This is a genomic window from Rhodococcus sp. 14C212 (genome assembly GCF_011058195.1).
Taxonomy (GTDB): domain Bacteria; phylum Actinomycetota; class Actinomycetes; order Mycobacteriales; family Mycobacteriaceae; genus Rhodococcus; species Rhodococcus aetherivorans.
The window spans coordinates 1-17,764 of record NZ_JAALEH010000048.1 but is presented as its reverse complement, the minus strand read 5'-3'; the positions used below and the strand labels follow the sequence as shown (position 1 = coordinate 17,764).

Annotated in this window: 19 protein-coding genes; 8 read left to right on the top strand and 11 right to left on the bottom strand. The window is 69.8% G+C overall.

Features of this window, described 5'->3' with window-relative positions; genetic code table 11:
* Positions 1-237: 237 nt before the first annotated feature.
* Positions 238-660, bottom strand: a complete 423-nt coding sequence (locus G6038_RS19455; protein ID WP_048771266.1) for a DUF5318 domain-containing protein — start codon at positions 658-660, stop codon at positions 238-240.
* Between the two features lie 94 nt (positions 661-754).
* Between G6038_RS19455 and G6038_RS19450 the strand changes: the two genes are divergently transcribed.
* The 5 genes from G6038_RS19450 (at position 755) to G6038_RS19430 (ending at position 4,743) form a co-directional block, all read left to right on the top strand.
* Positions 755-1,585: a DUF1707 domain-containing protein gene (locus G6038_RS19450; protein ID WP_165039433.1), complete on the top strand. Its 831-nt coding sequence runs from the start codon at positions 755-757 to the stop codon at positions 1,583-1,585.
* Positions 1,586-1,608: 23 nt separating this feature from the next.
* A complete protein-coding gene (locus G6038_RS19445) occupies positions 1,609-2,436 on the top strand; it encodes a DUF1707 domain-containing protein (RefSeq protein ID WP_165039432.1) in 828 nt (275 codons plus the stop codon).
* Positions 2,433-2,984: a hypothetical protein gene (locus tag G6038_RS19440; RefSeq protein ID WP_346772862.1), complete on the top strand. Its 552-nt coding sequence runs from the start codon at positions 2,433-2,435 to the stop codon at positions 2,982-2,984. Before G6038_RS19445 ends, G6038_RS19440 begins: the two co-directional genes overlap by 4 nt.
* Before the next feature lie 120 nt (positions 2,985-3,104).
* On the top strand, positions 3,105-3,662 hold the full coding sequence (locus G6038_RS19435; protein ID WP_165039431.1) for a PadR family transcriptional regulator: 558 nt from the start codon (positions 3,105-3,107) through the stop codon (positions 3,660-3,662).
* Positions 3,655-4,743: an inositol-3-phosphate synthase gene (locus G6038_RS19430; RefSeq protein ID WP_165039430.1), complete on the top strand. Its 1,089-nt coding sequence runs from the start codon at positions 3,655-3,657 to the stop codon at positions 4,741-4,743. Before G6038_RS19435 ends, G6038_RS19430 begins: the two co-directional genes overlap by 8 nt.
* Positions 4,744-4,838: 95 nt before the next feature.
* On the opposite strand, the gene G6038_RS19425 is transcribed toward G6038_RS19430, so the two are convergent.
* Genes G6038_RS19425 through G6038_RS19415 form a run of 3 tightly spaced genes read right to left on the bottom strand, consistent with a single transcriptional unit; the run spans position 4,839 to position 7,905 of the window.
* On the bottom strand, positions 4,839-5,591 hold the full coding sequence (locus tag G6038_RS19425) for an SDR family oxidoreductase (protein WP_165039429.1): 753 nt from the start codon (positions 5,589-5,591) through the stop codon (positions 4,839-4,841).
* Positions 5,588-6,658, bottom strand: coding sequence for a phosphotransferase family protein (locus G6038_RS19420; RefSeq protein ID WP_165039428.1), 1,071 nt, complete (start codon positions 6,656-6,658; stop codon positions 5,588-5,590). Before G6038_RS19420 ends, G6038_RS19425 begins: the two co-directional genes overlap by 4 nt.
* Complete coding sequence (locus G6038_RS19415) at positions 6,655-7,905, bottom strand: acyl-CoA dehydrogenase family protein (RefSeq protein WP_165039427.1); 1,251 nt, start codon at positions 7,903-7,905, stop codon at positions 6,655-6,657. Before G6038_RS19415 ends, G6038_RS19420 begins: the two co-directional genes overlap by 4 nt.
* Before the next feature lie 82 nt (positions 7,906-7,987).
* On the opposite strand from G6038_RS19415, the gene G6038_RS19410 reads away from it, so the two are divergent.
* On the top strand, positions 7,988-8,551 hold the full coding sequence (locus G6038_RS19410; RefSeq protein WP_165039426.1) for a TetR/AcrR family transcriptional regulator: 564 nt from the start codon (positions 7,988-7,990) through the stop codon (positions 8,549-8,551).
* On the opposite strand, the gene G6038_RS19405 is transcribed toward G6038_RS19410, so the two are convergent.
* Positions 8,529-9,248: a class I SAM-dependent methyltransferase gene (locus G6038_RS19405; RefSeq protein WP_165039425.1), complete on the bottom strand. Its 720-nt coding sequence runs from the start codon at positions 9,246-9,248 to the stop codon at positions 8,529-8,531. The two genes, G6038_RS19410 and G6038_RS19405, sit on opposite strands and share 23 nt — an antisense overlap.
* A 116-nt stretch (positions 9,249-9,364) precedes the next feature.
* Here G6038_RS19405 and G6038_RS19400 point away from each other — a divergent pair, with 116 nt between their 5' ends.
* Positions 9,365-10,117 carry a TetR/AcrR family transcriptional regulator gene (locus G6038_RS19400; protein ID WP_346772861.1) on the top strand — a complete coding sequence of 251 codons (753 nt, stop codon included), beginning with the start codon at positions 9,365-9,367 and terminating at the stop codon, positions 10,115-10,117.
* On the opposite strand, the gene G6038_RS19395 is transcribed toward G6038_RS19400, so the two are convergent.
* The 6 genes from G6038_RS19395 to ugpC all read right to left on the bottom strand — a co-directional run bounded on the left by G6038_RS19395 (position 10,020) and on the right by ugpC (position 16,967).
* Positions 10,020-12,161, bottom strand: coding sequence for a transglycosylase domain-containing protein (locus G6038_RS19395; protein ID WP_165039423.1), 2,142 nt, complete (start codon positions 12,159-12,161; stop codon positions 10,020-10,022). The two genes, G6038_RS19400 and G6038_RS19395, sit on opposite strands and share 98 nt — an antisense overlap.
* Positions 12,162-12,330: 169 nt before the next feature.
* A complete protein-coding gene (locus tag G6038_RS19390) occupies positions 12,331-12,528 on the bottom strand; it encodes a hypothetical protein (protein ID WP_165039422.1) in 198 nt (65 codons plus the stop codon).
* Positions 12,525-13,376: a carbohydrate ABC transporter permease gene (locus tag G6038_RS19385; RefSeq protein ID WP_165039421.1), complete on the bottom strand. Its 852-nt coding sequence runs from the start codon at positions 13,374-13,376 to the stop codon at positions 12,525-12,527. The genes G6038_RS19390 and G6038_RS19385 overlap by 4 nt, the downstream gene beginning before the upstream one ends.
* On the bottom strand, positions 13,373-14,455 hold the full coding sequence (locus tag G6038_RS19380) for a sugar ABC transporter permease (protein ID WP_165039420.1): 1,083 nt from the start codon (positions 14,453-14,455) through the stop codon (positions 13,373-13,375). Before G6038_RS19380 ends, G6038_RS19385 begins: the two co-directional genes overlap by 4 nt.
* A gap of 14 nt (positions 14,456-14,469) precedes the next feature.
* On the bottom strand, positions 14,470-15,747 hold the full coding sequence (locus G6038_RS19375) for an ABC transporter substrate-binding protein (protein WP_165039419.1): 1,278 nt from the start codon (positions 15,745-15,747) through the stop codon (positions 14,470-14,472).
* A gap of 146 nt (positions 15,748-15,893) precedes the next feature.
* On the bottom strand, positions 15,894-16,967 hold the full coding sequence (gene ugpC, locus G6038_RS19370) for a sn-glycerol-3-phosphate ABC transporter ATP-binding protein UgpC (protein ID WP_165039418.1): 1,074 nt from the start codon (positions 16,965-16,967) through the stop codon (positions 15,894-15,896).
* An 89-nt stretch (positions 16,968-17,056) separates the two neighbouring features.
* On the opposite strand from ugpC, the gene G6038_RS19365 reads away from it, so the two are divergent.
* Positions 17,057-17,764, top strand: a 708-nt coding sequence (locus tag G6038_RS19365; protein WP_165039417.1) for a DUF2786 domain-containing protein, incomplete at its 3' end; no start/stop codon positions are given.

Sequence of the window (17,764 nt, the reverse complement as noted above, 5' to 3'; positions counted from 1 at the left end):
CCGTTCCCGTGCGGCGGCCTCGGCCGTTCGCCCTGCGGATCGTTGTGGGGGGAACTCACGTACTTCATCTCCAACCGGTAGCGCGGACGCGGTGGCACGCGTCCTCGTTTCACGTCTGCAGACTTCGGTCTCGTCGGGCAGCGCGCGTTCGGGCAGTGCAGTGTTCTTCGGGCAGTGCAGTGTCACAGGGGACGGGGTCACCGGGGACGGGGCGGTTCAGCAGGGGTCGCGCACGGCTCACTCGCTCGCGGTGCGGCGGCTCTGGCCGGTCGACCTGCGGCGGGGCCGCTTGGGCGCGGGTTCCGCCCCCAGGACATAGGACTGGACCAGGTGGTTCCAGCTGCACGTGCGGCACACCTCGACCACGTGGACGGAGAACTCCTCCTGGCTGGCGGCCAGGCGAACCAGTTCCTCCGCGGTGCGGGCCGACCCGGACACCGGGCCGAGCTTGTCGCCGAACACCCACGACACGAGTGTCAGCTGCTCCTTGCGGCAGATCGGGCAGACCACGTCACTGCCCCGACCGTGGAACTTGGCGGCGCGGAGCAGGTAGGGGCTGGCGTCGCACACCTCTGAGACGCCGGTCCGCCCCGAGTAGACCTGGGCGAGCAGCGACCTGCGCTGCAGCGCGTAGTCCACCACCTGCCGCTGTATCCGCACGGGTCCAGAGTACGTGCGGACGGCACGTGGGTGGGCGGGGTGTGGGGCGCGTGACTGCGCGACACGCCCATATCGGGCGTTCTAGGCTGCCCGGGTGGTGAGCCGACACACGCCGCGAACGCGGGCACGCGACATCGACCGGGCACTGGTCTGCGGACGTCTCGACACCGCCTACACCGACGGTCAGCTCGATTTCGGGGAGCACCGGGATCGGACGACCCGGGCGATGTCCGCGAAGACGCTGGGCGAGCTCGCGGACCTGGTCCGCGACCTGCAGCCACCGGAGAATCCCGGGGGCCTCGCGGTGCCGCCGCCGGGCCGACGGTCGGGTCTGCGCCGGGCCGTCGCCGTGACGGTCGCGGTGACGGCTGCGGCGGTCGGCGCGGCGGTGATGCTGTCGGATCGGGACGGCCCGGTGCCGGGGCCCGCGGCGGCGCGGGAGCAGCCCGCCGCGCCGGTGGCGGCCCCCGACGACGGTGTCGACCCGATCGTGGTGACCCCGGTCCGGCCGCTCGAGCCCGGCGGGTTCGAGGCGGTTCTCGCGTCGGTGCGGGACCGCTTCGGCGACACGGTCGTGTACCGGCTGGTCCTCTATCCCGAGCGGGCCCACATCGAACGGGCGCTACCGGACGAGCCGGGCCGGATCGCGACGTACACCTACGCGGGTGGGGCGATGCGGGCCCAACCGGTGACGGTGCAGCGCTTCCCCGGCTACCAGGACTTCGACCTCGGCGCGGTCGACGCGGGGGCCGTGTCCGCCCGGATCGCCGAGGCACCCGCGCTGGTCGGCCTGCCCGACGGCGCGGTCTCGCACGTGTCGTTCGCCCACGACGGCACCCCGGCGATGAACATCTACGTCGAGTCCGGCGACGCCACGCGGTACGTGAAGATTTTGTTCGACGGCACCGTGCTGCGCGTGTTCTGAGCTGCGTCGTTACGATCTCCCGCATGATCGGCCGCCATTCGCCTTCCATCAGGGCACGCGACGCCGATCGGGCTGCGGTCCGGGCGCGGCTCGACGCGGCGTATGCGGACGGACAGCTCTCGGGCACCGAGCACGAGGCCCGGGATGCGCGTGCCGGTGCGGCCGACACGCTCGGCGAACTCGGCGAACTGGTCGCCGACCTGCAGGCGAGCCCGGGCGTCGCCGCGGCGGCACAGGTCCGCGCCTGGGGTCCCCGGGTGTTCGCCGGGGCCGTGGTGGCGGTGGCGGTGGTCGCGGGGGTGGCGACGTTCCGCTGGGTGCGCGCCGACCCGCCCCCCGCCGAGGCGCAGCAGGCGCTGTACCTCGATCCGGCGGCGCTGCACCCGGTCGTGGTGCCGACGCCGAGCCTGGTGACCCGGGCCGGCCTCGAGCAGTACCGGGCCGACCACCTGGCGGCGTTCGGGAACACGCTCGTCGACGAGGTGAACTTCTTCGAGCAGCACGCGAGCGTCACCCGCTCCGTCCCCGACGTCCCGGACCGCACGGTGTCGTACACCTACCGCGGCGGTTTCGACCCGGACGATGCGCCCCGGACCCGCGCCGTGGACACCCCGGTGGTCGACCTGGCGTCGCTGGATGTCGACGAGATCGCCCGCTACGTCGCGGGGGCGCCGCAGAGCGTCGGCGTGCCGGACGGCACGGTCGGCCACATCGCCGTCGGCTTCTCGTACGACCAGCCGTCGGTGCGCATCTTCGTGCGCAACGCGGCGGGCGAGACCGGCTTCCTCGAGGTGACGCCGCAGGGCGACCTGATCGAACTGCATCGGTTCGAGAACCAGGGGACCCGGTGAGGATCCGGCGTGTGGTGATCGCGGCGACGACCGTCGCGGTGGGGGCCGTGACGGGCGCGCTGGCGGGGCTCGTCGGGAACGCGGCGGACGGACCGGAGCCGCTGCCGGACCTGACGTCGCCGCAGGGGCTGGCCCGGTTCGTGGCGGACTATCGGGCCGAGTTCGGCGACACGCTGGTCGACGACCTGACCCTGTTCCCGGAGCATGCGTCGTTCGATCGGGCGGCGGCCGGCGATCCGCACCGGTACCTCTCGTACAGCTTCGACGGCGAGTTCGACTCGTGGAGCAGTCCGAGTACCCGGCCGTCGGATGCGGTGGCCTTCGATCTGGCGGGTCTGGACCTGGTCGCGGTGTCGGAAATGATCCTCGGTGCCCCCGCGACGTTGCGGGTGCCCGACGGCCGGGTGGAACTGGTCGGCTTCGACGTCGACGACGAGGGCCGGGCCACGGTCGCGGTCCACGCTCAGCGTCCCGGCACGGATCAGGGCGGGCATGTCGTCTTCGCGTTCGACGGCACGCCGATCGCGGTGTTCCCCTACGAACCCTGACCGATTTACCGCTACTCGTTGTCACATGCACTCTCCTCCAGTATCGTCCTATATATCGGTGCGATATAATCGACAATCGCATCACTCGGATAAGTTCATCGACACGGTGGAGGAGGCCCTTTGCTCGAGCTGGCAATCCTCGGGCTGCTCCTCGAGTCGCCCATGCACGGCTACGAGCTCCGCAAACGACTGACCGGGTTGCTCGGCGCGTTCCGCGCGTTTTCCTACGGTTCCCTCTACCCGACGCTGCGACGCATGCAAGTCGACGGACTCATCGAGGAGGACTCGGGAATACCCGGCCCCGTCAAGCGACGAGCCCGTCGCGTGTACCAGCTCACCCCGGAGGGCCGTAAGCGCTTCTCCGAGCTCGTGGCCGACACCGGGCCACAGAACTACACCGACGACGGTTTCGGCGTGCACCTCGCCTTCTTCAGCCGCACCCCCGCCGAGGCGCGGATGCGGATCCTCGAGGGCAGGCGCCGCCAGGTCGAGGAGCGCAGAGAAGGGCTCCGCGACGCAATCGGACGGGCCAGCGGCACCTTGGACCGCTACACCCGTCAGCTTCATCAGCTCGGACTGGAGTCCAGCGAGCGCGAGGTCCGCTGGCTCAACGAATTGATCGCCGCCGAGCAGTCGACAGCACAACGCAACACAGAAGGAGAACCCGACCATGGGTGAGAACAGCACCGCGGTGCGCGTGGCCATTGTAGGCGTGGGGAACTGTGCCTCGTCCCTGGTCCAGGGCGTCGAGTACTACAAGGACGCGGAGCGGGGCACCACCGTTCCCGGTCTGATGCATGTCGAGTTCGGCCCGTACCACGTGCGCGACGTCCAGTTCGTCGCCGCATTCGACGTGGACGCGAAGAAGGTCGGCTTCGACCTCTCCGAGGCGATCTTCGCCAGCGAGAACAACACCATCAAGATCGCCGACGTGCCGCCGAGCGGCGTCACCGTCCAGCGTGGCCACACCCTCGACGGCATCGGCAAGTACTACGCCGAGACCATCGAGCTCTCCGAGGCCGAGCCCGTGGACGTCGTGCAGGCGCTCAAGGACGCGAAGGTCGACGTGCTCGTGTCCTACCTGCCCGTCGGTTCCGAAGAGGCCGACAAGTTCTACGCCCAGTGCTGCATCGACGCCGGCGTCGCCTTCGTCAACGCGCTGCCGGTGTTCATCGCCTCCGACCCGGAGTGGGCCGCCAAGTTCACCGAGGCCGGCGTCCCGATCGTCGGCGACGACATCAAGTCGCAGGTCGGCGCCACCATCACCCACCGCGTGATGGCGAAGCTGTTCGAGGACCGCGGCGTGCAGCTCGACCGCACCATGCAGCTCAACGTCGGCGGCAACATGGACTTCAAGAACATGCTCGAGCGCGAGCGCCTCGAGTCGAAGAAGATCTCCAAGACCCAGGCCGTCACCTCCAACCTCAAGAAGGAGATGGGCGCCAACGACGTCCATATCGGCCCGTCCGACCACGTCGGCTGGCTCGACGACCGCAAGTGGGCGTACGTCCGCCTCGAGGGCCGTGCCTTCGGCGACGTGCCGCTGAACCTCGAGTACAAGCTCGAGGTGTGGGACTCGCCCAACTCGGCCGGCATCATCATCGACGCCCTCCGCGCCGCGAAGATCGCCAAGGACCGTGGCATCGGCGGCCCCGTCCTGCCGGCCTCCGCCTACCTGATGAAGTCCCCGCCGGTCCAGATGGCCGACGACAAGGCTCGCGCCGAGCTCGAGGCCTTCATCATCGGCGCCGACGCCTGATCCGCGGCTTCCACCGCCTCTGTGGCCGAATGTCACATTCCTTCGATTCGACTGAAGGAATGTGACATTCGGCCACTTCGCGTCGGGGCAGGAACTCACACCATCCGGCTGACGACGGACAGCGGCAGCACCTTCATCGCATAGGCGAGCGGCGTCCACGGCCAGCTCGGGACGTACGCCTTGTGCGGTTCCTTCTCGATCGCGGCCGCCAGCGCGCGGCACCCGGTCTCGGTGTCGACGATGAACGGCACGTTCTCGACCTTCTCGTTGATCTCCGAGCGGATGAACCCCGGGAAGATCGTGCTCACCCGGATGCCCGTGCGGGCCAGGTCCGCACGCATGCCCTCGCCGAGCGCCGCGACGGCGGCCTTCGACGCCGCGTACGTCGTGAGATTGCGCGGCATTCCGCGCACCGCACTCACCGACGAGATCAGCACCACGTGACCGGCGTTGCGGGGGCGCATGAGCTCGAGGGCGGCCTCGCTCTGCGCCAGCGCGCCCAGGAAATTGGTGTTCGCCGTCTGCGCATTGGCGCGGAAGTAGCCCGTGCCCAGCGGTTGTCCCTTGCCCAGGCCCGCGTTGACGATCACCCGGTCGAGGCCGCCGAGTTCGTCGTCGAACTCCCGGAAGACCGTGAACACGTCCTCGTGCCGGTCCACGTCGAGCCGCCGCACCGCGACGGTGATGCCCGGGTGCTTCGCGAGCAGTTCGTCGCGCAGCTCCTCGAGCCGCTCGGTCCGTCGCGCCGCGAGGGCGAGGTTGCGGCCCCGCGCGGCGAATTCGCGGGCCATGCCGGCGCCGAGGCCGGAGCTCGCGCCGGTGATGAGAATGTTCCTCCGCGTGCTCATGCGCGTCCCGCCTCGATGTCGTCGATCAGTGTGTTGCACCGCGAGTCCAGGTAGCCGACGATCACCCAGAAGTCCTTGAACGCCGGGTTGGTGGTCTGTCCATGGTGGTAGCGGTAGTAGATCTGCTGGGCGATCACCGCGAGCCGGAAGAGCCCGAAGACCTCGTAGAAGCCCCAGTTGTCCACGGCGAGGCCGGTCTTCTGCGAGTAGTAGTCGACGATCTCGCGGCGGGTGAGCATGCCCGGCAGGTCCGACGGCTGCCGTTTGGTGGCGAGCAGCATCGGATCGTCGTCGGCCTGCACCCAGTAGGCGAGGGACGAGCCGAGATCCATGAGCGGATCGCCGACGGTGGCCAGCTCCCAGTCCAGCACCGCGACGGGCTGCAGCGGGTCGTTCTCGTCGAGCACCACGTTGTCGAGCCGGAAGTCGCCGTGGATGACGGCCGAGGCCACGTCGGCGGGCTGGGTGTCGTTCAGCCACTTCGTGACCCGGGCGAAGTCCGGAACGTTCTCGGTGCGCGCCTTCTCGTAGCGCGCGGTCCATCCCGATATCTGGCGCGCGACGTATCCGGAGCCGCGGCTGAATTCGCTAAGCCCCGTGGCCGCGGGGTCGACGCCGTGCAGCTCGACGAGCAGGTCGACGATCCGCAGGCACAGCGTGCGGGTGCGCTCGGGTGTCAGGCCGAGTTCGGCCGGCGGGTTCGCCCGCAGGATGGTCCCCGGTACCCGCTCCATCACGTAGAAGTCGCTGCCGAGCACGCTGTGGTCGGTGCACAGGCCGACCATGCGCGGCACGTACCGGTAGGCGGGCGCGAGCAGCGACTGGATGCGGTACTCGCGGACCATGTCGTGACCGGAGGACGGCTTGGCCCCCACCGGCGGCCGGCGCAGCACGAGGTCCCGGTCGGGGTAGCGCAACAGGTAGGTGAGATTCGAAGCACCACCGGAGAACTGGTGGACCTCCGGGGTTCCGGCGATGCCGGCGTGCTCGCCGAGCCAGGCCGCGACGGCCGCGACGTCGAAGGCGTCCTCGTCGCGGACGGCGCGGGCGTTGTCGGGAATCGTCACTTGCGCCCCTCCGGGTTGGTGTACTTGCCGAGTTCGAAGCGGGCCACCAGGCCCTGGTGCACCTCGTCGGGACCGTCGGCCAGGCGCAGCGCCCGCGCGGCCGTCCAGGCACCGGCGAGCGGGAAGTCATCCGAAAGACCTGCGCCGCCATGGATCTGGATGGCGAAGTCGATCACCTGCTGCACCACGCGCGGGGTGGCGACCTTGATCTCGGAGACGGCGGAACGCGCGCCGGACAGGCCCTGGGTGTCGAGCAGCCAGGCGGTGTGCAGCACGAGCAGCCGCAGTTGGTTGATCGCGATGCGCGCGTCGGCGATGCGTTCGCGGTTGCCGCCGAGGTTGACCAGGGGCTTGCCGAACGCGACGCGGTCGAGGCCCCGGCGGCAGGCGAGTTCGAGGGCGTGCTCGGCGAGCCCGATCAGGCGCATGCAGTGGTGGACGCGGCCGGGACCGAGGCGGCCCTGGGCGATCTCGAATCCGCGGCCGGGGCCGGCGATGATCGCGTCGAGCGGCAGGCGCACGTCGGTGAACGACACCTCGCCGTGGCCGCCGGGCTCGTCGTAGAAGCCCATGGTGGACAGCATCCGCTCGACCTTCACCCCGGGGGTGTCGATCGGCACCAGCACCATCGAGTGCTGCTGGTGCTTGGGCGCCTTGGGGTCGGTGAGGCCCATGAAGATGAGGATCTTGCAGTCGGGACTGCCGATGCCCGTGCTCCACCACTTGCTTCCGTTGAGCACCACCTCGTCGCCCTCGACGAGGGCGGTGGCCGCCATGTTCGTCGCATCCGAGGAGGCGACACCGGGCTCGGTCATGCAGAACGCCGAGCGGATCTCGCCGTCGAGAAGGGGACGCAGCCAGCGTTCCTTCTGTTCGGGACTGCCGTAGTGGTAGAGCACCTCCATGTTGCCGGTGTCCGGGGCGTCGCAGTTGAAGATCGACGACCGGAACGGGGAACGGCCCATCTCCTCGGCCAGGGAGGCGTACTCGACGTTCGACAGGCCCGCACCGAGTTCGGCGTCGGGGAGGAAGAGGTTCCACAGGCCCTGGGCGCGGGCCTTGCGCTGCAGTTCGCGGAACTCGTCGGGCACCGACCACGTCGCGGCACCCGAACTGTCGCCGCGTGCCGCGAAGGGGGCGACCCGCTCCCGGCGCAGCCTCTCCTCCACGGGCACCACCTCGGTGGCGACGAAGCTGCGCAGCCGCTCGAGATACTCGCGCGAGCGTTCCGATTGACCGAAATCCATGAGGCCTCCGTGGCTCTAACTGAGCAATGCTTAGTTAGACTAGCCGGGCGCGCAGCACACCATCAAGAGGGAGGGTCCATCCGTGAGCACCGAGAAGCGGCGACGCCTGCCTCCGGAGGAACGCAAGCGCCAGCTCGTCGCCATCGGGCTTCAGGAACTGGCCACCCGGCCCATCCACGCGTTGTCCGTCGACCGGGTCGCCGAGATCGCCGGGATCTCCCGGGGTCTGCTGTTCCGCTACTTCCCCACCAAACAGGACTTCTACGTCGCGGTCGTGGCCGCGGCCGCTCGTCGCCTGCTCCGGGCGGCGGTCCCCGATCCCGACGACGCCGATCCGTTGCGCGCCGTCGTGTATGCCTTCGTGTCGTTCATCGACCGGCACGGGCAGAACTATCAGGCGCTGTTCCACGGCGGATTCGGCGCCGACCCACAGATCCGGGAGATCCGCGAGGCCATGCGGGGCACCATGGTCGAACGGACCCTGACCGCGCTCGGCACCGAGGGCGACGCATGGACGATCATGCGGTTGCGGGGCTGGTGGGCGATGGTCGAGTCGCTCTCGATCGACCGGACCGCCGAGCCGTCCGTGTCGGTCGAGGACGTCGTCGACCATGCCGTCCGGCTCATCCGCGAGGACCGGGTCTGACCGCCACCAGGCAGCCGGTCGACGGCCGGATCTCGTGGAAGGCCGGCTCGTCGAATCCGGCTCTCCGCAGTGCGCCGGCGTAGTTGCGGACGTCGACGGCGGCGATCGGGTCGACCGCCCGGGCGACGTCCGAGGTGCCGGTCTCGTCGTGACGGTGGCGCATCGCACGGGTCAGGACCCGCACCGCGATCGGGCGGATCCGGTCGGTGGGGTACATGTCGGCGAGCAGCAACCGGCCGCCCGGACGGAGCACCCGGAAGAACTGGGCCAGCGCATCGTCGCGCCGGCCTTCGGGGATGTGGTGCATCGAGAACATCGCGGTCACCGCATCGAACGACTCGTCGGGGTCGTCGAGCTCCTGCGCCGTACCGACGCGGAACTCGCAGTGGGGCAGCCTTCGCGCCCGTGCGGTCGCGTGGTCGATCATCTGCCGCGACGGGTCCACCCCCACCACGCGCCCCGTGGGACCGACCCGCTCGGCCAGAACGCGAGCGAATGCCCCCGGTCCGCATCCGATGTCGAGAACTGCCTGCCCCCGCCGGAGGTCGAGCAGGTCCGCCGCCGCGGCGTCGACCCGCGACCGCCGGCCGGCGAAGAAGATCGTGTTGAAGGCGGCATACCCACGGACCCGGGTGATCAGCACCCCCGGTCCGTCGTCGTGGACGGTGGACTGTCGCTGGAAGTCGTTGTGTCTCATGGTTCCATGGTTACGACGGTCGCCGCGCGACGCCAGGAGCGAAACCCCGGAAAGTGTCCGGTTCCGGACACTCGGGCGCACAATGTGCGGTAACGCCGACGACCGCAGGAGAACCCGTGCCGCCCACCGAGGACCGCCGTGTCCGACGGACCCGCAACGAACTGCACCGAGCGCTGATCGAGTTGCTCACCGAAAAGGGCTACGACCGCGTCTCCGTCCGCGACATCCTCGATCGCGCCGACGTCGGCCGCTCCACGTTCTACCACCACTTCCGCGACAAGGACGACCTGCTGGTGGTCAGCTGCACCGAATACGTGCAGCGGGCCGTCGAGGAACGCGCTCGGGGACGACAGACGCCGTGGGGACCGGTGCGCACCGTGTTCGACCTGTGCGAGCAGCACCCGCGGTTGTACGAAGCGCTGGCCGGCCGGCGCAGCGACGCCGTGCTCGTGCGCGCCACCACCCACATGGTCCACGAGGTCCTTGCCGGCCACCTGCGGGAACAGCGCGACGCGGAGGAGACGGAGTGCGATCCGGCGGTGCGGTTCCTCGCGTGGGGGATCGTCGGCCTGTTCGGTCCTGTCGCCGCGGGCGAGCTGACGGCCGCGCAGGCGTTCGCCACGTTCGAGGCCGCGGCGCGGCCGTGGCGTCTCTCGGACCCCAGGCCGGTCCGACCCGAGGGTCCGGCGGCGGTGCCGCTCACCCCCACGGCGGCGGTGCCGCTCACCCCCACGGCGGCGGTGCCGCTCACCTCTACGGCGGCGCCATCACCTATCCGGGGATCTGGATCGTCACTCCCGGCAGGACCTCGATCTGCTGCGGCACCTGGATCTCCGGCGGCAGCTCCACCGGCGGCGCCGGGATCGTGATCGGCGGCAGCTCCGGCAGCTGCAGCTGGGGCAGCTGCACGGGCGCCGGGGCATTGTTCGACGGCGCCGTCACCCCGGTGTCGACCGGCACGCCCGCCTGCCCGCCGATCGGCTCGGGCCACGGGAAGCTCTCGACCTCGGTGCCCTCGAGGGCGCCGTCCATCGTGCCCTTCCAGATGTCCGACGGCAGCATCGAACCGTAGATCGACCCGCCCCAGCTGTTCGTGATCGCGGTGCCATCCGGCGTGCCGACCCACACCGCGGTCGACAGCGACGGGGTGTACCCGACCATCCAGGCGTCCTTGTTCAGGCCGGTGTCACCGAGCTGGGTGGTCCCGGTCTTCGCCGCCGACGGCCGCCCGCCCGCGAGCGCGTGTCCGCGCGAGTACGCGGCGATCGGCTGCATCGCCTGCGTGACATTGTCCGCGACGGCCGGGTCGAGGCGCTGCTCGCCCGGAGACGCGGGCCGGTCCAGCAGCACCTCGCCCTCCGCGTTGACGACCCGCTGCACGAAGTACGGCTGGTGGTAGGTCCCCGACGCGGCGAGCGTGGCGTAGGCCGACGCCATGTCGATCACCCGCGACTGGTACTGGCCCAGCACGACGCCGCCCTCCGGTGCGCCGCCGTTGTGGCTGAGCGTGGGACCCTCGATGCCGGGAATCTCGAGCGGGATGCCGGCCTCGTGCGCGGCATCGGCGATCTTCTGCGGCCCGTTCTCCATGGCCAGCATCAGCCGGTAGAAGCTGGTGTTCAGCGACCGCTTCAGCGCCTCGGCGATGGTGCACACGCCGCACGACTCGCCCTCGACGTTGCCGATCTCGAGATTGCCGACGGTCAGCGGTGCGCTGCTGAACCGGGCGTTCAGGCCGATGCCGTCCTTCAGCGCCGCGACGAGGCCGAACACCTTGAACGCCGAGCCGGTCTGCACAGGTGCCTGCGCGAAGTCGAACCCGGCACCCTCCTCGCCGCCGTAGTACGCCCGGACCGCGCCGGTGCGCGGATCGATCGACACGACGGCCGTGCGCAGGTTCGCCGGTTCGCCCTCGAGGGTCTCGCGAGCCGAGTCGATCGCCGCCTGCTGCGCCCGCGGATCGATCGTCGTCGTGATCTGCAGGCCCTCGGTGCTGAGTACCTGGCCGCTGATGCCCGCCGCCTCGAGCTCGCGGATCACCTGGGTGCGCAGCAGCCCCTCCGGCCCGCCGGCCTCGTTGGTCTGCGTCGCCTGCGCGGCCGGCACCGTCAGGGGAAACTCCTGGGCGTCGCGCTCGGCGGTGTCGAGTTCGCCCATCTCGACCATGCCGTCGAGGACGTAGTTCCAGCGCGCCTCGATCGCCGGCCGGTTGAACTCGGGGTCGAGCGCCGACGGTGTCTGGATCACCCCGGCGAGCACAGCGCCCTCGGCCACCGACAGCTCCCCGACCGGCTTGCCGAAGTACGCCTGCGCGGCGGCGGCGATGCCGTAGGCGCCGCGGCCGAAGTAGATGGTGTTCAGGTACGCCTGCAGGATCTCGTCCTTGGACCACTGCTTGGCCATCTTCGTCGAGATCACCAGCTCCCGTATCTTGCGGGTGACGGTCCGGTCGGCGCCGACGAGCACGTTCTTGACGTACTGCTGGGTGATGGTGGACCCGCCGCCGGCGGTGTCCTTGCCGAGCACGTTGTCGCGGGCCGCGCGGGCGAAACCGCTCACCGAGAAGCCCGGGTTGCTGTAGAAGTTGCGGTCCTCGGCCGAGAGCACGGCGTTGCGCACGTGCTCCGGGATCTCCGCGAGGTCGACCTCGACTCGGTTGCCCTCGGGTGGCACGATCCGGCTCAACTCGGTGGTACCGTCCGCGGCGTAGACCGTCGCGACCTGGTTGGTCCTCATGTCCGACGGGCGGGGCACGTCCGTCGACATGTACGCCACCGCGAACGCCAGCGCCGGCACCAGCACCAGCACGGCCACCACGGCGAGCGCGACATTGCCGACGATGCGCCACCGCCGCGCTTTCGCAGCGGCGGTGGGTTTCCTGTGCTGGGGGTTCGACGGGGTCGTAGAACTCACACGTACCACTTTCTCGGAAGATCCGGGTCCGACGAATGATCGCACCCTCTCGATCGCATGGTACGGAGTTCCGACCCGATGTGACGGGTACCGCAGGGCGCACGGACACCGCCCGGCCCCCGCGCTCCGGCGGAGAAACCGCCTCCGAGCTGCGGCGATACTGCGCCCCTCAGGGGCCCGCGCGCCGCCAGGCCCGGAACGTCAGCCCCCACGCCACCGCACACCCGAGCAGCACCAGCGACGGGACCACCCCGGGCGCGGCGGACAGCAGCTCGGCGACCGCACCGACCAGCGCCAGCAGCGTGAACATCGTCAGGAACCCGAGCAGCAGCTCGAGCCGCTGCCGGCGCGACGGCCGGCGGCTCACGACTTGACGCCGCCGGCGGTCAGGCCCGCGATGATGCGACGCTGGAAGATCAGCACCATCACCACCAGCGGCACCATCACCAGGGTGCCGCCCGCCATGATCGACGCATACGGCGTCACATACGGGTCGGTCCCGGTGAACCGGGCCATCGCCACCGTCACCGGGGCGGTCTTCTCGCTCGACAGCTGCGACATGAGCAGGAACTCGTTGACGGTCGCGATGAACGCGAGGATCGCGGTGGTGAACAGCGCCGGCGCCGCGAGCGGCAGCATGATCATCCGGAACGCCTGGCCCCGGCTGGCGCCGTCCATGCGGGCGGCCTCCTCGAGTTCCCAGGGCAGCTCGGAGAAGAACGAGGTCAGCGTGTAGATCGTCAGCGGCAGCACGAACGAGATGTTCGGGATGATCAGGGCCTTGTAGCTGCCGATCCAGCCGATGTCGGTGAACAGCTGGAACAGCGGCGTCACCAGCGCGACCACGGGGAACATCGATGCGCCGAGGATGATGCCGGTGACGAAGTACTTGCCGCGGAAGTCGAACCGCGAGAGCGCATAGGCGGTGAAGACACCGACCAGCAGCGCGATCGCGGTGGTGGCCCCGGCGATGATCACGCTGTTGAGCAGCGCCCGGGAGAAGTTGACCTTTGCCGACGGGTCCAGGGCATCCGCGAAGTTCTGCAGCGTCGGGTTCGACGGCCACGGCGTGGTGCTGAACGTGTCGGCCGGGTCGCGCAGCGCGGTGACGATCATCCAGTAGCACGGGGCCAGGCCCCACACGACGATGAGCGCGACGCCGGCGTAGGTGCCGATCCTGCCGCGCAGGGCCTTGCCGGTGCCCGGGTGGCTCATGCCGGGGTCCCCTTCCGCTGTTCTTCCTGCGTGCGCACCGCGTTGGCGCCGAGGAACCGGACCAGGACGAACGCCACCGCGAAGATGATGAGGAACGTGATCGTCGACAGGGCCGACGCGGAGTTCGCGCCCTGGCGCATCTGGTCCACCACCAGCACCGAGATGGTGGAGGTGGCCGGATTGGAGCCCATCATGATGGCGGGCAGGTCGTACATGCGCAGCGCGTCCATCGTGCGGAACAGGATCGCGACCATGAGCGCGGGCTTCACCAGCGGCAGCGTGATCTGGGTGAACCGCTGCCAGGCGGACGCGCCGTCGACCTTGGCGGCCTCGTACACGTCCGACGGGATCATCTGCAGGCCGGCCAGGATGAGCAGCGCCATGAACGGCGCGGTCTTCCACACGTCGGCGACGATGATCGCGAACCGCGCGGGCCACGGGTCGGCCGTCCACAGGATCTCGGTGCCGAGGATCTGGTTGGCGATGCCGTCGTTGGCGAAGATGAAGAACCACAGCTTCGCGGTGACCGCGGTGGGGATCGCCCACGGCACCAGCACCGACGCGCGCAGCAGGCCGCGGCCGCGGAACGACTTCGCCATCACCAGCGCCATCGCGAACCCGATGACCGTCTCGAGCGCCACCGTCACCACGGTGAAGAAGAAGGTGTTGCCCACCGAACCCCAGAACTGCGAACCGAGGGTGCCCGGTGGGCACGGGATCGAGCCCGTCGCGGTGCCGCAGCTCTGCGTGATCCAGCGGACGTAGTTCTCGACGCCGACGAAGCCGCCGGTGACGAACCGCCCCGTCTCGGGATCGAGCTTCTTCGCGTCGCCGTGGAACGACATCCACACCGCCCGGCCGAGCGGATACAGGATGACGACGGCCAGCACGACCAGTGTCGGCGCGACGAACGCCCACACCGGTATCCGCCGGCGCGCCTTCGCTGCCGCGGCCGGCGGCTCGGGGGGCTCGGGAGCCCGGTGCCGGCCGCCTCCACGGCCACGGTCGGGACCGATCACTGCGGTCCCGACCGTGGTGGTGGGCGACTGGTCCGCGGGCTCGACCTGCGGCTTCGCCATGTACTACTCCTGCATCAGTTGCCGGCGGTCTCGATGCCGGCCTTGGTGTCCGCGAGCGCCTGATCCACCGTCTTCTCACCGCGGATCGCCGCGTAGGCGTTGTCGCGGATGGCCTTGGAGACCTGCGAGTAGTACGGGGTGACCGGACGCGGCTGCGCGTTGGCCAGGGATTCCTTCAGCGTCGCGAAGTACGGGTACTGCTCGAGAATCTGCGGGTCGTCGTAGACCTCCTCGAGGACCGGCGCACCGCCGGCCTCGGCGTAGTAGGTCTGCGACTTGCGCGTCTGCATGAACTCGAGGAAGTCGCGGGCGGTCGCCGGCGCATCGGAGAACGCGCTGATGCCGACGTTGTAGCCGCCCAGTGTGGAGGCGCCGGGGCCGTCCACGCCCGGCAGCACGGCGATGCCGTAGCGGCCGGCGACCGACGAGGACTCACCGTCGGTGAAGAAGCCCGGCCAGGTGCGCATGAACAGGGCGCGGCCCTCGCCGAAGGCGTTCTGCGACTCGCCCTCGGTGTAGGTCTGTGCGGCCTCGGGGATGGTCCCGTCCTCGAACGAGTCGACGATGAACTGCAGGCCCTCGGCGGTCTTGTCGTCGATGGCCGGGGTGGTGCCGTCCTCGGCGACGAAGCTGCCACCGTAGGCGTTGACGATCTCGGAGACGTTGACCGTCAGGCCCTCGTAGTTCTTGAACTGGCCGACGTAGCAGTCGATGCCCGCCTCCTGCGCCTTCGGGCACTGCTCCTTCAGCTCCGCCCACGTGGTGGGTGCCCGGTCGACCAGGTCGGTGCGGTAGTACAGGAACGCGCCGTTGGTGTTCTTCGGCGCCGCGTACACGGTGCCGTTGTAGGTGGCGGAGTCGACCGTGGCGGGCAGCAGGCCGTCGGTCTCGATCGCGTAGTCACCCTCGAGCGGCCGCAGCCAGCCGTTGGCCGCGAACTCGGCGGTGTTGGTGACGTCCACCGCGATGAGGTCGTACTCGTCGCTCTGGGCCTGCATGCGCTGGGTGATGTCGTCGCGCTGCTGGTCCGCTTCCTTGCCCAGCGGCTTGAAGGTGACCTGCTCGTCCGGGTGCTCCGCGTTCCAGTCGGCGATGATGCTCTCGAGCGCCGTGTTCAGCGGATCCTGACCCTCGACGATCGTGATGGGGCCGCGGCCCTCACCGCCGGCGGCGGTGCCCCCTTCGCTGCCCGCGTCCGAGCCGCCGTCGGAGGAACAGGCCGTGAGCACCAGCATCGACGCGGCGGACGCCGCGACCGCCGCGCGGCGCATCGCCTTCGAGTTCAGAATCATGAATGACTCCCCGTTGAGATCGTGAGAAAAGCCTCGTCGGCGGCACCCGGCCACCGACATCGGCCCTTACTCTGGCATGGAGGGCACCGGACTGCAGGGATTCCACACGACCTTGATCGGTTCCGTGTCGTGCCCTGCCACCCGGTTCAGCCCAGGCGACGGCCGTCGGACGTGGTGAAGACGTGCACCTGGTCCGGGTCGAACCGAAGGTGCACCCGCTCGCCCTTGTGGGGCGGATTGCGCCAGTCCCCGCGCGCGACGACCTGCTGCGGGCGGCCGGCGATCTGGGCGCGGCCGTAGATGTAGGCGTCGGAGCCGAGTTCCTCGACGACGTCGACATCCATCTCCAGGCCGTCGGGCGCGATCTCGAAATGCTCGGGACGGATGCCGACCACCACTTCCGACTCGGTGACCCGGCCGACGACGTCGCGCGGCACCTGCACGGTGGTGTCGCCGAGCATCACCCCGCGGTCGAAGACCGGCAGCCTGAACAGGTTCATAGCCGGCGAGCCCATGAACCCGGCGACGAACACGTTGACGGGCTTGTTGTAGAGCACGCGCGGCGACGCGCACTGCTGCAGAATCCCCTTGTCGAGCACGGCGACGCGGTCGCCCATCGTCATGGCTTCGACCTGATCGTGCGTGACGTAGACGGTGGTGGTGCCGAGGCGTCGCTGCAGCTGCGCGATCTGGGTGCGGGTCTGCACGCGCAGCTTCGCGTCGAGGTTGGACAGCGGCTCGTCCATCAGGAACACCTGCGGCTGGCGGACGATGGCGCGGCCCATGGCGACACGCTGCCGCTGCCCACCGGACAGCGCCTTGGGCTTGCGGTCGAGGTACTGCTCGAGATCGAGCATCTTCGCGACCTCCTCGACCCGCGCGCGGATCTCCGCCTTCGGTGTCTTGGCGAGCTTGAGGGCGAAGCCCATGTTCTCGGCGACGGACATGTGCGGGTAGAGCGCGTAGTTCTGGAACACCATCGCGATGTCCCGGTCCTTGGGCTCCTGCGCCGTGACGTCGCGGCCGCCGATGAGGATGCGTCCGCTGTGCACCTGTTCGAGTCCCGCGAGCATCCGCAGGGAGGTGGACTTGCCGCAGCCGGACGGACCGACCAGGACGAGGAACTCCCCGTCCTCGATCTCCAGGTTCAACGCGTCGACGGCAGGCGTGGTCGACCCGGGGAACAGGCAGGTCGCGTGGTCGAAGGTCACTGGGGCCATGGCAGGAGAATAGGCGACCCCGTCGCCGTGGTGTCCTTTCGGATCACCACGGGTCCGAAAGGGCACCCCGGCGGGCGTAGCCTGCCTGGGTGAGTTCGGAGAAGATGCTGACCCGCATCGGTGGCCTGCTCCGTCAGGCGGAATCCACCGACAACCCCCACGAGGCCGACGCGTTCCTCGCCGCCGCACAGCGGCTGGCCACGGCGGCGTCGGTGGATCTGGCGGTGGCGCGTGCCCACACGGCGGGCCGGGAGCGCCGGGCCACCCCCGTGCAGCGCCTGATCACCATCGGCGAGGCCGGCCGGAAGGGGTTGCGGACGTACGCGCAGCTGTTCCTGGCGATCGCCGCCGCCAACGACGTGCAGTGCGACATCACCACGACGTCGACGGTGATCTACGCCTACGGCTTCGCCTCCGACATCGACGTGTGTGAGGCGCTGTACTCGTCGCTGCTGGTGCAGATGGTCCGCGCCTCCGACGCGTACCTGCGCTCGGGCACCTACAAGGAGGAGACGACGGTGCGCACGGTGGTCGAGACCCGCGGGGGACGGCGGGTGCGGACCCGGGTGCGCCGGCCCGTCGCGGCCGTCACCGCGCGGCTGAACTTCCAGTCGGCGTTCGCGGCGCGGATCGGCCGGCGGCTGGCGGAGGCCAAGCAGGACGCGGAACAGGAGGCGGCGGCCGCCACACCGGGCACGGCCCTGGTATTGCGGGACAAACAGATCGAGCTGCGAGACTTCTACCGCAGCACGTCCGAGGCGCGCGGCAGCTGGCGCGGACCCGGGGCGGGGGTGGGG